Origin of the sequence: Streptomyces sp. GS7 (assembly GCF_009834125.1) — a bacterium.
Taxonomy (GTDB): Bacteria; Actinomycetota; Actinomycetes; order Streptomycetales; family Streptomycetaceae; genus Streptomyces.
On the sequence record NZ_CP047146.1, the window covers coordinates 8,977,682 to 8,993,290 of the forward strand.

The following is a 15,609-nucleotide window of genomic DNA, read 5'->3' on the forward strand; positions in this document are numbered from 1 at the left end:
GGGCGGCGACCGCAGCATGCGATCGGGACCCTGGACGGCTCCACCCCCAGCCACATTCCAACTCTGACATGTCGAAGATGGAAAGTCCATCTTTGACATGTCGAAAGTGGAAGGTAAAGTGTTGACCATGAGCTTGAGACATGCCGTTCTGGGCCTGCTGTCCGAATCGCCGGCGAGCGGCTACGACCTGATGAAGCTGTTCAACGCCTCGCTCACCAGCGTCTGGCCGGCGACCCAGAGCCAGGTGTACGGCGAGCTCAACAAGCTCACGACCGCCGGCCTCGTCGAGGTGACGGCCCACGGCCCGCGGGGTCGCAAGGAATACGCGATCACCGAGGACGGCCTGGCCGAACTGCGCCACTGGCTCACGGACATCGCGCCCAGCGGCCCGCAGCGCCACGACGGTCTGCTGCGCGTCTTCTTCCTCGGCCTCCTCACGCCACTCGAAGCGCGCGCCTATCTCCTCACCCAGGCCGAGTCAGCCGCCCGTGCGCACGCCGCGTACGAGCAGATCGACGAGGTTTCCGACTGGGACGACGAGATGATCTCCGTCTACGGCCGGATCGCCCTGGAGTTCGGTCTGCGGATGTCGGCGACCCAGGAGGAGTGGGCCCGCTGGGCCGCCGAGGAGGTGACCGGCGCGAAGGCCAGGAAGGCGAGCGAACTGGCCCGCGGGAGGCATCCCAGGTCGCCGCAGAACGGCGGCGGGCGGCAGGACGACGCAGGCGGGGCGAGCCCGGAGCGGTCCGGCGGCGAGTGACGCGCGCTCCGCGCCGACGGGCCCGCCCGTCCGCCCGCCGACCCGTCAGTGCCGGGGAATTCGGATGCCGCAGCACCCGCGCCGCAGCATCCTGGAGGCATGAACCACCAGCGTTCCGTACGCATCTCGAAGTACCTGGCGAAGCATCTGCGCCATGAGCCGGAGCGGATCGGCATCGCCCTCGACGCGCGGGGGTGGGTCCCGGTGACGGAGCTCGTCGAAGCGGCCGCGCGGCATGGATTTCCCTTCTCCCGGGCGGAGTTGGAGGCGGTGGTCGCCGGCAGCGACAAGCAGCGCTACGCCCTGGAGGACGGCCGGATCCGCGCCAATCAGGGCCACTCCGTGCCCATCGACCTCGGCCTGCCGCCGGCGGTACCGCCCGACCACCTCTTTCACGGCACGGTGGCCCGCAGCGTCGCCGCCATACGGGAGCAGGGGCTGCGGCCGATGTCCCGGCATGCCGTGCACCTCTCGCCGGACCGGGAGACCGCGACCCGGGTGGGCGCGCGGCGCGGCAAGGCCGTCGTGTTGACGGTCGACGCAACCGCGATGCACCGGAGGGGCCACGTCTTCCGTGTCAGCGCCAACGGGGTCTGGCTGACCGACCGCGTGCCGCCGGAGTTCCTCCGCTTCCCCGGCTGAGCCTCGTCCGGCACCGAAGTCCAGGGCGGACTCCAGGGCGGCACTCCAGGTCGGCGGCGCCTTCAGAGACCGGGTGCACCCCACACCGGGAACCACCGCGCCAGATCCTGCTCGATCGACAGATCGTCCCCGAGCATCGCCCGTACCTGCAGTTCGAGCGGGTTGTCCCGCTTCTCGCCGCCCCCGGCCTGGGGGGCGAAGGGGTAGAACGTGCCGCGCTTGTAGAGGTACACCAGCGCCAGCGACCGCTGCCGCGCATCGCGGAAACCCAACAGCGAGCACAGCAACTGCGGGCCGAAACCCGCCTCCTCCAGGGACGTGTTGACCGCGTGGAGATCATTGACCAGACCCGCGACATCCTCCGGGGAGTGCCGCACCAGCAGCCACGTATATCCGTAGGAGTCCTGGGTGAACTCCACCGATCCGTCCAGGAGGGACCGCGCCTCCTCCTGGATCCGCGAGAACGCCCCGCCCTCGACACTCGCGAAACACACCGACCCCAGACCGGTGGGCTCGAAGCCTGCCGCCGCCTGGAGGGTGACGGCGGCGGACGGCAGCGCGAAGAGCTGGTCGAGATCGGGGCGTACCGGCTTGCTGCGGCCGAGGATGGCGTCCAGAAATCCCATGCGCGGATTACTCCTTGATCCCTTGCTCCGGTGATGCGGCGCGGTCACCGCCGCGCCGGCCGTCCCTGCCGCTCACGGCCGCCCCAGCTCCGCCGCGATCCGGCCGAGCTGGTCGAGCCGCTGCTCCAGCGTCGGGTGCGAGGACAGCAGCTGGCTGAACGTCTCCTTGTTGAACGCCGGCGCGAAGTAGAAGGCGTTGAACGGCTGGGCCTTGCGCAGGTCCTCGGTCGGGATCCGGGCGATCTGGCCGGTGACCTTCGTCAGCGCCGCGGCCAGCGCCGAGGGGCGGCCGGTCAGCAGGGCGGCGGCCCGGTCGGCGGACAGTTCGCGGTAGCGGGACAGCAGCCGGGTCAGCAGGAAGCTGATGGCGTAGACCACCACGCTGACGGCGGTGACGATCAGCACGGCGATGGCCGCGTTCTGGTCCCGGTTGTTGCGCCCGACGCCGCTCCACAGGGCAGCACGGGTGATGATTCCGGCCAGTACGCCGAGGAACGAGGCGATGGTCATCACCGCCACATCGCGATGCGCGACGTGGGAGAGCTCATGCGCCAGCACGCCCTCCAGTTCCTCCGGCTCCAGCCGCCTGAGCAGCCCGGTCGTGGCGCACACCATCGAGTTCTTCTGATTGCGGCCGGTCGCGAAGGCGTTCGGCACATCCGACTCGGCGATCGCGACCCGTGGTTTGGGCATATCGGCCAGCGCGCACAGCCGGTCCACGGCGCCGTGCAGCTCGGGAGCCTGCTCCGGCGTGACCTCGCGCGCACCCATGCTGAAGGCGGCGATCCGGTCGCTGTACCAGAACTGCGCGACGAACATGGCGCCCGAGATCAGCAGCACCACCACCCAGGCGCCCTTGAGCAGCACCACAGCGCGCCGACGACCACGACGTACAGCAGTCCGATGAAGAACATCGTCGTCACCATGCGCGAGGTCAGCCCGCGGTCCGGGGCGAATCGGGTCTGTGCCATGGCTCCTCCACAACGCACCGCACTTCGCGCAGTGTCCCGACCCCGTCGCGCGCCGTCCAGCCTCCGCGCGCCACGTACCGCACACTGCGCCGCTGTCCCGATTCTCCCTCTTCGAGGCTATATACGGGGTAAAACCCGGGCCGGACACCTGGGGAAACCGACCGGGTCACCGCAAGGCCGCCACCCCTGACCCATCGGAGATGGCCCTATCGGGCACCCAGCTGGGCCAGCCCCTCCGTGGCGATTCGCTCGAAGACCGCAGTATCGGCCTCGAAGACGGAATCGGCGATCGGCCAGTGGACGACCAGCTCGTCGAAGCCCAGCTCGGCATGGCTGCCGGCGAAGTCCACGAAGGCGTCCAGGGACTCCAGCGGACGGTCCGGGGAGAAGCCGGTCAGCATGATCTTCCGCAGTTCGGCGGGGTCGCGTCCCAGGTCGGCGCACGCCTTCTCCAAGCGCTCGATCTGCCCGCGGATCGCCTCCCGCGACTCGGCCGGCGTACCGCCCGCGTTCGCGACCTTGGGGTCACCGGTCGTCACCCACGCCTGGCCGTGGCGGGCCGCCAGCTGCAGTCCGCGCGGCCCGGTGGCCGCCACCGCGAACGGCAGCCGCGGTCGCTGCACACAGCCGGGGATGTTGCGCGCCTCGTCGGCCGAGTAGTGCTCGCCCCGGTAGGAGACGGCGTCCTGGGTCAGCAGCTCGTCGAGCAGTGCCGTGAACTCCGCGAAACGGTCGGCCCGTTCGCGCGGGGACCACGCCTCGTGGCCGAGCGCGGTGGCGTCGAAGCCGTTGCCGCCGGCACCGATGCCCAGGGTGAACCGGCCGTCGCTGATGTCGTCGAGCGAGATCAGTTCCTTGGCGAGGGTGACCGGGTGCCGGAAGTTCGGCGAGGTGACGAGGGTGCCCAGCCGCATCCGGGAGGTCGCGGCGGCGGCTGCGGTCAGCGTCGGGACGGCGCCGAACCAGGTCTGGTCGCGGAAGCTCCGCCAGGAGAGGTGGTCATAGGTGTACGCGGCGTGGAAGCCCAGCTCCTCGGCGCGCTGCCACACCTCCTTTCCGCCTTCGGACCAACGGCGGACGGGCAGGATCACAGTGCTCAGTCGCATACCTCCGAGCCTACGGCCGTCTCGGAGCGATCGGATCCGGCCTCGGGAGCGGCCCCGGGCCGGCCCGCCAACGCCGCTCTCGCCTGCCCCCGGTCGGCCCCCGCGCCCGCCGCAGCGGCTCATCTGCGCCACCCACCGCACGCCTGTGCGTACCGGTACGCGAAGATGGCCCCGTGACTGACGCCTCCGCCACGCCACCCCGCGCGCCCGAGCCGGCCGTGACGCCCCGGCCCACCCGGTTGATCGCCACCGATCTCGACGGCACCCTGCTGCACGACGACAAGACGGTCTCCGACCGGACGATCGCCGCACTCGCCGCCGCGGAAGAGGCCGGCATCGAGGTCTTTTTCGTCACCGGGCGCCCGGCCCGCTGGATGGACGTGGTCAGCGACCACGTCCACGGGCACGGCCTGGCGATCTGTGCGAACGGCGCGGCCGTCGTCGATCTCCACCGCGGCTACCGGATCGTCGAGGTCAGCCAGCTGGACCGCGCCGTCGCGCTCGATGTCGTGCACGCCCTGCGCGCCGCGGCGCCGGGCACCTCGTTCGCCGTGGAGCGCACCGGCGGCATCCACTACGAGCCGCAGTACCCGCCCTTCCTCCTCGACCCGGCCGCCGCCATCGCCCCGGCGGAGAAGCTCCTCGCCGAGGGCTTCGCCCCGCCACTGACCGCGGAGCCGGAAGCCGGCGCCGGCACCGACGGCCCGTATTCGTCCGACGCCGATCCGGCCGGGCCGGGCGCGGCGGGCGCCGCCGACGGCGACACGGGCGCCGACCAGCCCGTGCTCAAGCTGCTCGCGCACCACCCCGAGATGGACCCCGACGCCTTTCTCGCCCTGGCCCGTACCGCCGCGGGCCATCTGGCCTCGTTCACCCGGTCCAGCCCCACCGCGCTGCTGGAGATCAGCGGCCTGGGAGTCAGCAAGGCCGGCACCCTCGCCCGCTGCTGCGCCGAGCGCGGGATCTCGCCGGACGAGGTCGTCGCCTTCGGGGACATGCCGAACGACATCGAGATGCTCACCTGGGCCGGCACCTCGTACGCCATGGCCAACGCGCACCCGGACGTGCTGGCCGCGACCACACGCCGTACGGATTCCAACAACGACGACGGCGTCGCAGTCGTCATCGAGCGGATCCTCCGGCAGGGCTGAGGCGGGCCGCAGCGCCGAGCCCGGCGACGTTTCACGGGCTGCACTGTTTCACGTGAAACGGCCCGCTTCACGGCGGGCCTCGCCGGGGGCGCTCTCCTCGCTCAGGCTGTTTCACCTTGCTGCACCGTTTCACGTGAAACAGCGCGACGGCTCGCTGCCGGGTCGGCCTTCGGTCCCGGGCACGCCGCTCAGAGCGGCGCCTCCCACATCACCATCGTCCCGGTGCCGTCCTCCCCCAGCCCCGGGCCGTAGGTGCTCGATCCGCCCAGCGACTCTGCTCGTTTGGCGAGGTTCTTGAGACCGCTGCGGCGGCCTCCCTCCGCGATCCCGACGCCGTCGTCGGCGACCGTCAGCCGGACGCCGTCTGCGCCGTCCGGCAGCGTGACGGTCGCGTCGACCACCACCTCGATCCGCGATGCCGCCGCATGCCGGAAGGCGTTCGACAGCGCCTCGCGCAGCGCGGCGATCAGATTCTTGCCGGTCAGCTCCCCGACCCGGGCGTCGACCGGGCCGACGAAATGCGCCGACGGCTGGAAGCCGAGCGGCACGGCGGCGGTGCCGATCTCGCGCAGCACCCGGGTCCGCAGCCCCGACGGCGCCTCGGCCGGGCCCTGCTGGAGGGCGAAGATCGCGGTCCTGATCTCCTGGATGGTCACGTCGAGTTCGTCGACGGCCTTGCCGACGCCCCGCGCCACCTCCGGCACTTCGGATCGGCGCTGCGCCGTCTCCAGCATCATCCCGGTCGCGAACAGCCGCTGGATGACGAGGTCGTGCAGATCACGGGCGATGCGGTCGCGGTCCTCGTAGACCGCGAGCCGCTCCCGGTCGCGCTGGGCGTCGGCCAGTACCAGCGCCAGCGCGGCCTGCGCCGCGAACTGGGTGGCGAGCGTCCGCTCGGCGGCGGTGAACGGGCGTCCGCCGCGGCCCCGCGGTGTGGCGAGCGTGCCGAGCACCCGGCCACCGCTCTTGAGCGGCAGCATCATGCTCGGGCCGAAGCGCGGCGCGATGGCGGTGACCATGCGTGGATCGCTGGCCGAGTCGTCCACGAACACCGGCTCCCCGGCAAGGAGTTGCTCGGCCACCGGGCTGTCGGGCGGGATCTGGGTGCCCATGATCCCGGTGGGGTCGTCCGCCGACACCGCGACGATCTCCAAGCCGCCCTCCTCATCGGGCAGCAGCACGATGCCGGCCGCCGAATCCGCGAGCTTTCTGGCCTGCTCGGCGACCACCGCGAGCGCTTCGTCGACATCGCTGCCGGCGAGAAGCTCGGTGGTCACCGCCACCGAACCGTCGATCCACCGCTCCCGCTGCCGGGTCGCCGCGTACAGCCGGGCGTTGCCGATCGCGATACCGGCCTCGGTGGCGAGCACCCGCACCATGTGCAGATCCTCTTCGCTGAACTCCCCCCCGCGCTTCTCGGTCAGATAGAGATTGCCGAAGATCTCGCCCTGGACCCGGATCGGCACTCCCAGGAACGTGCGCATCGGCGGATGCCCCGGCGGAAACCCGGCCGACCGGGAGTCCTGGGTGAGGTCGGCGAGCCGCAGCGCCCGCGGCTCGTGGATGAGCGCGCCGAGCAGGCCCTTGTGGCCGTCGGGCAGCGCACCGATCCGCCGGTGCTGCTCCGCGGTCACGCCGTACGTGACGAAGTCCGACAGCCCCTCGCGGGCGTCGTCGATGATCCCGATCGCGGCATAGCGCGCGTCGGCGAGTTCGGCGGCGGTCTCCACGATCCGGTCCAGGGTGATGTGCAGATCCAGCCCCGCGCCGACCGTGCGCATCGCCTCCAGCAGCTGCGGCACCCGCGCGGTCAGCTCGGACGACAGCCCCTGGAGGCTGCGGGTGGCCTCGGTGGCGGCGTCCATGGGGTCGGGACTCGCGTCGAGGCCCCCCAGGCGCGCGGGGTCCGACGGGGTTCCTGCCGTGGCTGACATGCCCCGAGCCTAATAAGGTCGCATTTCCGAGGAAAGTCCGGTTATGCGGTCATGGTGGCCTACTGGGCCGGCACCAGGGCAGTACCCTCCATCGCGGCCCCGTGGGTGCCCGGCGCCAGCATCTGCGGATATGCCGCGTCCACCGCCCGCTCGCGCTCCAGCATCCGCCGGAACGGGCCGTCGGCCGCGGCCAGCTCCGCATATCCGCCGCGCTGCACGGCCCGGCCCCGATCCAGGACCAGGACCTCGTCGACCGCGTCGAGGCCGGTGAGCCGGTGGGTGATCAGGACCGTCGTACGGCCCTCGGTAGCGGCCAGCAGATCGGCGGTCAACGCGTCGGCGGTGGCCAGGTCGAGGTGTTCGGCGGGCTCGTCCAGGACGAGCACCGGGAAGTCCGCGAGCAGCGCACGGGCCAGGGCCAGCCGCTGCCGCTGGCCACCGGACAGCCGGGCGCCGTGCTCGCCGACCATCGTGTCGAGCCCGTCGGGCAGCCCGCGCACCCAGTCCGCCAGCCGTGCCCGGCGGAGGGCGTCCCACAGGTCCCGGTCATCGGCCGGGCCCCGGTCCGGGTCCCGGCGCGCGAGCCGGAGGTTCTCCCGCAGCGAGCTGTCGAAGATGTGCGCGTCCTGCGCGCACAGCCCGACCATCCGCCGCACCGCGTCGCCGTCCAGCACTCCGGCGTCCGTCCCGGCCAGGGTGTACGTCCCCGACTCCCGGTCCAGGAAGCGCAGCAGCAGCTGCGCGAGGGTGGTCTTGCCGGAGCCGGACGGGCCGACCACCGCGAGCCGGCGACCGGCCGGCAGCGTGAACCCGACACCGTCCAGCGCCGGCCGGTCCTGCCCGGCGTGACGCGCGGTCAGGTCCCGTACGGCCAGCGGGAAGGGGGCGTCGGGAGCGGAGGCGGGCACGGCCGGCTCACCGACCGGCGCCGGGGCGTCCAGCACCTCGAAGACCCGCTCGGCGGCGTGCCGGGTACGCCGGCGGTACTGCACGGCGAGCGGCAGCCCGGCCACCGCCTCGAACGCGGCGAGCGGCGTGAGCACGATGACGGCCAGCGCCACCCCTTCCAGCCGCCCCGCGTGCACCGCCTGGACGCCAACCACCGCCGCGGCGACGACGGTCAGCCCGCACAGCAGCGCCGAAAGGCCCGCGCCGGCCCCGGCCGCCGCCGCCGAACGGGACGCGATCCGGGTCAGATCCCGGTCCGCGCGCCGCACCGCTTCGGTACGCGCTCCGATGGCGCCGGCCACCGTCAACTCGGCCGTCCCGGTGAGCAGATCGACGACCCCGGTGGACAGGACCCCGCGGGCCGGCGCCAGTTGGCGCTCCGCCCGGCGGGCCAGCGCACCCGACAGTGCGGGCACCCCGGCACCCGCGAGCAGCAGCCCGGCCGCGAGGATCGCCCCGGCCTCGGGCAGCAGCCAGGCGGTGAACCCGACCGTGCCCGCACCGACCAGCAGCGCCGCCCCGACGGGCAGCAGCCAGCGCAGGAAGTAGTCCTGCACCGCGTCGACATCCGCCACCAGCCGCGACAGCAGGTCGCCGCGGCGCCGCTCCTTGAGGCCGGCCGGGGCCAGCCGCTCCAACCGCCGGAAGACCGCCACCCGTACGTCGGCGAGCATCCGGAACACCGCGTCGTGCGCCACCAGCCGCTCGGCGTACCGGAAGACCGCGCGCCCGATGCCGAACGCCCTGGTCGCGGTCACCGCCACCATCAGATACAGCACCGGCGGCTGCTGCGAGGCCCGCGAGATCAGCCACCCGGAGGTCGCCATCAGGCCGACCGCGCTGCCCAGCGCAAGGCTCCCCAGCAGCAGTGCGAGCGCGAAGCGCGACCGGCGGGCGCCGGCCGTCCGTCGCAGCCGGCGCAGCGCCGAACCGCCGCCGGAGCCGGGCAGGGCGTCCTCACGCACGGCCCCGGGCTCCACCGCCCGGACCGGAACGGAACCCGAACCGGAGCCGGAGTCCGCAGCCGCGGCGGTCTCCACCGCGTCAGCAGCCGTGGCACCCGCCATCCGCACCGTCCGGTCGGCCACCGCCAGCAGCGCCGGCCGGTGCACGACCATCAGGACCGTACGCCCGGCCGCGAGCCGGCGGACGGCCGCCACGACGGCCTCCTCCGTCTCACCGTCCAGGTTCGCGGTGGGCTCGTCCAGCAGCAGGATCGGGCGGTCGGCCAGGAAAGCGCGGGCGAGCGCGAGGCGCTGCCGTTGCCCGGCGGAGAGCCCGGCGCCGGATTCGCCGAGCCTGGTGGCCAGGCCCTCGGGCAGCGCGTCGACGAACTCCAGCGCGCCCGCGTCCTCCAGGGCGGTGCGCACCGCCGCGTCCTCCGCGTCCGGCCGGGCCAGCCGTACGTTCGCGGCGATGGTCCCTGCGAAGAGGTGCGGGTGCTGCGGCACCCAGGCGATCCGGCCGCGCCAGCTCTCGGGGGCGAGGGCCGCGATGTCCTGGCCGTCGGCCAGCACCCGCCCCTCGGACGGTGCGGTGAAGCCGAGCAGCACGCTCAGCAGCGTGGACTTGCCGGCGCCCGACGGGCCGACCAGGGCGACGGTCTCCCCGGGCCGGACCTCGAACGAGGTCGCCGGAAGCGAGTCGTCGGCGCGACCGGGGTGCCGGACCACCAGCCCCTCGACGGTCAGCGCGGTGCCCTCGGGCGCGGGCGCGGTACCGGGCGTCCGCGGCCGGGTCTCCAGTACGGCGAAGACCTCCTCGGCGGCGGACAGCCCCTCGGCCGCGGCGTGGTACTGCGCACCCACCTGCCGCAGCGGCAGATACGCCTCGGGAGCCAGCACCAGCACCATCAGCCCTGTGTAGAGGTCGAGTTCGCCGTTCACCAGGCGCATGCCGATGCCGACCGCGACCAGCGCCACGGAGATGGTGGCGAGGAGTTCCAGGGCGAACGACGAGAGGAAGGCGATCCGCAGGGTGCGCAGGGTCGCCCGGCGGTACTCGCCGGTGATGGCGCGGATGGAGGCGGCCTGGGCCTTGGCCCGGCCGAAGACCTTGAGGGTCGGCAGCCCCTCGACGACGTCGAGGAAGTGCCCGGACAGCCGGGCGAGCAGCCGCCATTGGCGGTCCATCCGCGACTGGGTGGCCCAGCCGATGAGGATCATGAAGAGCGGGATCAGCGGCAGGGTGACGACGATCGTCAGCGCGGAGATCCAGTCACCGGTGGCGATCCGGGCCAGCACCGCCACGGGGACCACCACCGCCAGCCCCAACTGCGGCAGATAGCGGGAGAAGTAGTCGTCCAGGGCGTCGATACCGCGGGTCGCCAGGGTGGTGAGTTCCCCGGTACGCATCTCCAGAGTGCCGTCCTGCGCGGCGCTCTCCGCGCCGCCGCCCGCACCGCCCGCCGCCTGCCGCACCGTCGCCCCCGGCCCGAGCAGCGCCGCCCGCTCGACCAGCCGCATCCGCAGCTCGGACTTGACCGCCGCACTGGCGCGGTGCGCGGCCAGCTCGGTGAGCCAGGAGACCACCCCGCGGCCGACGGAGACCGCGGCGAGCAGCGCCAACGGAGTGGTCAGAGCGCCGAGTTCGAGGTCGTGACGGAAGGCGCCGACCACGATCTCGGCGATCAGCATGGCTTGGCCGACGACCAGGCCCGCTCCGGCAAGCCCGAGCACCACCACCGCGATGAGGAATCCGCGGGTGGCACGGGCGTATCGGAGCAGACGTGGGTCGACCGGTTTCACGTGAAACCTTCCGTTCTCCTGAGGTCCGCCGCGCGGGGCGGGGCTCAGCTAGTGGGCTTCGGCGATGTGTTGGGTGCCGATCCGCTTACGGAACACCCAATAGGTCCACGCTTGGTAGAGCACCACGATCGGTGCGGCGATCCCGGCGCACCAGGTCATGATCTTCAGGGTGTAGGGGCTGGACGAGGCGTTGCTGACCGTGAGGTTCCAGCTCTCGTTCAACGTGGACGGCATCACGTTCGGGAAGAGCGTCAGGAACAGCATCGCGACCGCGGCGGCGATGGTGATCCCGGAGAAGGCGAACGCCCAGCCCTCGCGCCCGAGTTTGTTGGCCCCGAGCGCCGCGACCAGCGCGACCACCGCGACCACCATGGCGATCAGGCTGGTGCCGTCGCCCTTGTCGGCCTGGGTCCAGCCCAAGAAGCCGACCGCGAGCACCGCCGTGACCAGCCCGAGCACACCCGCCATCCTGCGCGCCCGTTCCCGGATGTCGCCGACGGTCTTCAGCGACGCGAACACCGCACCGTGGAAGGTGAACAGCGTCAGCGTGACCAGCCCGCCGAGGATCGCGTACGGGTTCAGCAGGTCCAGGACGCTGCCGACGTACTCCTTGTGCGCGTCGATCCGCACGCCGTGCACGATGTTGCCGAACGCCACGCCCCACATCACCGCGGGCAGCAGCGAGGTCCAGAAGATCGCATGCTCCCAGTTGCGCTGCCAGCGCTCCTCGGGCCGCTTGGCGCGGTACTCGAACGCGACGCCGCGCACGATCAGGCAGACCAGGATCAGCAGCAGCGGCAGATAGAACCCGGAGAAGAGGGTGGCGTACCAGTCGGGGAAGGCCGCGAAGGTCGCGCCGCCCGCGCTGAGCAGCCAGACCTCGTTGCCGTCCCAGACCGGCCCGATGGTGTTGATCAGTACGCGCCTCTCGCTGCGGTCGCGGGCGAGGAGCTTGGTGAGCACGCCGATTCCGAAGTCGAAGCCTTCGAGGAAGAAGTACCCGGTCCAGAGGACGGCGATGAGGACGAACCAGACGTCGTGGAGTTGCACAGCGCCTCCTAGTACGAGAAGGCCATCGGCCGGTCGGCGTCTGAGGTGTCGCCGCCGATCTTGGTGGGCGGGTTGAGGTCGGAGTCGGAGAGCTCCTGGGGGCCGGCCTTGACGTACTTCACCAGCAGCTTGATCTCGATCACGGCGAGGATCGCGTAGAGCGTGGTGAAGACGATCAGCGAGGTGATCACCTCGCCCTGCGAGACGCCGGGCGAGACCGCGTCACGGGTGCGCAGCACGCCGTAGACCACCCAGGGCTGGCGGCCCATCTCGGTGAAGATCCAGCCCCACGAGTTCGCGATGAGCGGGAAGCCGAGGGTGACGAAGGCCAGCGACCAGTACCACTTGGACAGACGGGCACCGAGTGTCCGGTGCTTGGTGAGGGCGAGGTGCGGTGGTTCCTCGTCGCCGGTACGCAGCGACGGCGCGAGCCAGAACTTCTTCCGGGTGAGCCAGAGCCCGGCCAGTCCGACGGCGAAGGACGTCATGCCGAAGCCGATCATCCAGCGGAAACCCCAGTACGTGACCGGGATGTTGGGCCGGTAGTCGCCGGGCCCGAACTTCTGCTGCTCGGACCTGTTGACGTCGTTGATGCCGGGGACCGGCGACGAGAAGTCGCTGTGGGCGAGGAAGGAGAGCAGACCGGGTATCTCGATGGCGACCTTGTTGTGGCCCTTGGCGACGTCGCCGTACGAGAAGACCGAGAACGGCGCGGGTGCCGCGGTGTCCCACAGCGCCTCGGCGGACGCCATCTTCATCGGCTGCTGCTTGAACATCACCTTGCCGAGCGAGTCACCGCTGACCGCGGTGAGCAGTCCGGCGATGACGAGCGTGACCAGCCCGAGCCGCAGCGACGTCCGCATGACCTTGACGTGCTTCTTGCGCATCAGGTGGTAGGCGGAGATGCCCACCATGAAGGCCGCACCGGTCAGGAAGGCGGCGGTGAGGGTGTGGAAGACGACGACCAGGGTGGTGTCCTGGGTCAGCACCTTCCAGAAGTCGGTCAGCTCGGCACGGCCGGTGGCGTGGTTGTACTTGTAGCCGACCGGGTGCTGCATCCAGGAGTTGGCCGCGAGGATGAAGTACGCGGACAGCATCGTGCCGATCGAGACCATCCACATGCAGAAGCAGTGGATCTTCTTCGGCAGCTTGTCCCAGCCGAAGATCCACAGCCCGATGAAGGTGGACTCGAAGAAGAACGCTATGAGGGCTTCGAAGGCGAGCGGGGCACCGAAGATGTCACCGACGAACCGCGAGTAGTCCGACCAGTTCATGCCGAACTGGAACTCCTGGACGATGCCGGTGACGACACCCATCGCGATATTGATCAGGAACAGCTTGCCCCAGAACTTGGTGGCCTTCAGGTACTGCTGCTTTCCCGTTCGCACCCATGCGGTCTCCAGTCCGGCCACCAGAGCGGCGAGGGAGATCGTCAGGGGGACGAAGAGGAAGTGGTAGACGGTCGTGATGCCGAATTGCCAGCGCGCCATAGTCTCTGGCGCCAGAGCCAGTTCCACGTCGCTGCCTCCTTACGTCGCCGCTACACCACGGCAATGTCCCTTTTGCGTCACATAAAGCGGTACATACTGGGACCGAGCTTGTGAACGCGTTCACATTCACAAGCATTATCTCCTATCGCCTTTCGGCCTTGAGGAAGGGGGGTACGTGACTGCGGTCACGCTCGATTCCATGGCGCGTGAACGCTTATCCCGAGGTTACGTACGCACCCTTCCCTCGGACTTCAACATATTGTTGAATTCGTCCCCATGAAGATCCGAATCTCCTGGCCCGCCGGGCATCTGACCGCCACCCTCGACGACACCCCGACCGCGGCGACGCTGATCGCCGCGCTGCCCCTCCAGGCCACCGCGCACACATGGGGCGAAGAGGTCTACTTCGACACCGGCCTCACACCCGCCCTGGAAGCCGGCGCCCGCCAGGTCGTCGACCCCGGCACCGTCGCCTTCTGGACCGAGGGCAACGCGCTCGCGCTCCCGTACGGCCCCACCCCGATATCCCGTGGCTGGGGGTCCCCCCAAACAGAGTTCGGGGGAGAGTGCCGCCTCGCCTCGCCCTGCAACGTGCTGGGCCGCGTCGACGGCGACCCGCGCGCCCTGGCCACCGTCCGCGACGGCGACGTCATTCACGTAGAGCGGGCCTGAGCGCCAGACCCAGCCGGCACAGACGACCGGAGGCCGCGGGTCGGCGGACCCACGGCCTCGGTGCGATGCCGGCGAAGGCGCTGTGCCCGCCGCCGGCTCACAGCTCCTTGCGGAACTCCTCCGCCGCCCGCAGGAACAGATCCATCGCCGGCTTCTCGCCGATCGTCACGCGCACGCCCTCACCGGGGAACGGCCGCACGACCACCCCGGCCCGCTCGCACGCCGCCGCGAAGTCGGTCGTCCGCTCCCCCAGCCGCAGCCAGACGAAGTTCGCCTGCGACTCGGGAACCGTCCAGCCCTGGCCGACCAGCCCGTCGAACACCCGGGTCCGCTCGGCGACCAGCGCCTCGACCCGCTCCAGCAGCGCCGCCTCGCTGCGCAACGAGGCCACCGCCGCGTCCTGCGCCAGCTGGCTCACCCCGAACGGCACCGCAGTCTTGCGCAGCGCCGCGGCCACCGGCTCGTGCGCCACCGCGAAGCCGATCCGCAGCCCCGCCAGGCCGTACGCCTTGGAAAAGGTCCGCAGCACGCAGACGTTGGGGCGGTCCCGGTAGACCTCGATGCCGTCCGGCACCTCCTCGTCGCGGATGAACTCGCGGTACGCCTCGTCCAGCACGACCAGGACATCGCCCGGCACCCGGTCCAGGAACGACTCCAGCTCCGCCCGGCGCACCACGGTGCCGGTCGGGTTGTTGGGGTTGCAGACGAAGATCAGCCGGGTCCGGTCGGTGATCGCCGCCAGCATCGCCTCCAGGTCGTGGCCCTCACCGGGGGTCAGCGGCACCTTGACGGAGGCCGCCCCGGAGATCTGGGTGATGATCGGGTACGCCTCGAACGACCGCCAGGGGTAGATCACTTCGTCGCCCGGCCCGGCCGTCGCCTGGATCAGCTGCTGGGCCACCCCGACCGAACCGGTGCCGGTCGCCAGGTGCTCCACCGGCACCGAGAACCGCTCGGCCAGCTCGGCCATCAGTCCGGCACACGCCATGTCCGGGTAGCGGTTGAAGGACCCTGCAGCCGCCACCGCGCTCTCCATGACACCCGGCAACGGAGGATAGGGGTTCTCGTTGGAGGACAGCTTGTACGCCACCCGCCCGCCGGTCGCCGCCGGCCGGCCCGGCTTGTACGTGGGGATGCCGTCCAGCGCAGTACGCAGCTTCGGGGTCTTCTCGCTCACCGCAGGTCCTCCTCAAAAACCGTCCCGCTCGTCTCCAATACTGCACACCTTATGAGGATTGCCCCGCCGGGCGGCAGCCCCAAAAAGGAGAGCCTCCCCGGACCCGGCCGCGCCGGGCGTCCGGCGTGCGCCCCCAGGGGCGCGCCACTCGTGAAGCTGTGCGCCGGTGGCTCACTCCGTGGCGCGCATCCCTCGTCAAGGTGACTTGAGACCTCTTCGAGACCTGGTCCCATCGACAGGCAGAGCCATCAGATCTCCCGTCGAACGACCAGGAAGAGCGCCAACTCCTTTAGTTTCCAAGGATGTTGACGGCATATCACCATGCAGAAACGTGC

The 15,609-nt window shown here is 71.1% G+C and carries 11 protein-coding genes and 1 pseudogene; 4 read left to right on the forward strand and 8 right to left on the reverse strand.

The window, feature by feature from the left end:
* The first annotated feature begins 127 nt into the window (after nt 1-127).
* Together GR130_RS39200 and GR130_RS39205 are read left to right on the forward strand one after the other, a co-directional pair.
* The gene (locus GR130_RS39200; protein ID WP_159509437.1) at nt 128-760 is read left to right on the forward strand and encodes a PadR family transcriptional regulator; all 633 of its coding nucleotides are present in this window, start codon (nt 128-130) and stop codon (nt 758-760) included.
* A gap of 99 nt (nt 761-859) precedes the next feature.
* On the forward strand, nt 860-1,402 hold the full coding sequence (locus GR130_RS39205; protein ID WP_159509439.1) for an RNA 2'-phosphotransferase: 543 nt from the start codon (nt 860-862) through the stop codon (nt 1,400-1,402).
* A gap of 62 nt (nt 1,403-1,464) precedes the next feature.
* Here GR130_RS39205 and pspAB read toward each other — a convergent pair whose 3' ends face one another.
* From pspAB to GR130_RS39220, 3 genes and pseudogenes are all read right to left on the reverse strand, one after another.
* Nucleotides 1,465-2,028, reverse strand: coding sequence for a PspA-associated protein PspAB (gene pspAB, locus GR130_RS39210; RefSeq protein ID WP_159509441.1), 564 nt, complete (start codon nt 2,026-2,028; stop codon nt 1,465-1,467).
* A 72-nt stretch (nt 2,029-2,100) separates the two neighbouring features.
* A pseudogene (gene htpX / locus GR130_RS39215) lies at nt 2,101-2,999 on the reverse strand (zinc metalloprotease HtpX).
* Between the two features lie 206 nt (nt 3,000-3,205).
* Complete coding sequence (locus tag GR130_RS39220) at nt 3,206-4,105, reverse strand: LLM class flavin-dependent oxidoreductase (RefSeq protein WP_201305124.1); 900 nt, start codon at nt 4,103-4,105, stop codon at nt 3,206-3,208.
* Between the two features lie 173 nt (nt 4,106-4,278).
* On the opposite strand from GR130_RS39220, the gene GR130_RS39225 reads away from it, so the two are divergent.
* On the forward strand, nt 4,279-5,256 hold the full coding sequence (locus GR130_RS39225) for an HAD-IIB family hydrolase (RefSeq protein ID WP_159509443.1): 978 nt from the start codon (nt 4,279-4,281) through the stop codon (nt 5,254-5,256).
* A gap of 188 nt (nt 5,257-5,444) precedes the next feature.
* Here GR130_RS39225 and GR130_RS39230 read toward each other — a convergent pair whose 3' ends face one another.
* The 4 genes from GR130_RS39230 to GR130_RS39245 form a co-directional block, all read right to left on the reverse strand.
* Nucleotides 5,445-7,121, reverse strand: coding sequence for a sensor histidine kinase (locus tag GR130_RS39230; protein WP_159510528.1), 1,677 nt, complete (start codon nt 7,119-7,121; stop codon nt 5,445-5,447).
* Nucleotides 7,122-7,249: 128 nt separating this feature from the next.
* Nucleotides 7,250-10,885 carry a thiol reductant ABC exporter subunit CydD gene (gene cydD / locus GR130_RS39235; protein WP_159509445.1) on the reverse strand — a complete coding sequence of 1,212 codons (3,636 nt, stop codon included), beginning with the start codon at nt 10,883-10,885 and terminating at the stop codon, nt 7,250-7,252.
* 48 nt (nt 10,886-10,933) lie between these two features.
* Entirely contained in the window at nt 10,934-11,935 is a 1,002-nt protein-coding gene (cydB, locus tag GR130_RS39240; RefSeq protein ID WP_159509447.1) for a cytochrome d ubiquinol oxidase subunit II, read from the reverse strand.
* An 8-nt stretch (nt 11,936-11,943) separates the two neighbouring features.
* Entirely contained in the window at nt 11,944-13,452 is a 1,509-nt protein-coding gene (locus GR130_RS39245; RefSeq protein WP_159509449.1) for a cytochrome ubiquinol oxidase subunit I, read from the reverse strand.
* 249 nt (nt 13,453-13,701) lie between these two features.
* Here GR130_RS39245 and GR130_RS39250 point away from each other — a divergent pair, with 249 nt between their 5' ends.
* Complete coding sequence (locus GR130_RS39250) at nt 13,702-14,097, forward strand: cyclophilin-like fold protein (protein ID WP_159509451.1); 396 nt, start codon at nt 13,702-13,704, stop codon at nt 14,095-14,097.
* 97 nt (nt 14,098-14,194) lie between these two features.
* Here GR130_RS39250 and hisC read toward each other — a convergent pair whose 3' ends face one another.
* Nucleotides 14,195-15,274, reverse strand: a complete 1,080-nt coding sequence (hisC, locus tag GR130_RS39255) for a histidinol-phosphate transaminase (protein ID WP_159509453.1) — start codon at nt 15,272-15,274, stop codon at nt 14,195-14,197.
* Nucleotides 15,275-15,609 lie beyond the last annotated feature (335 nt).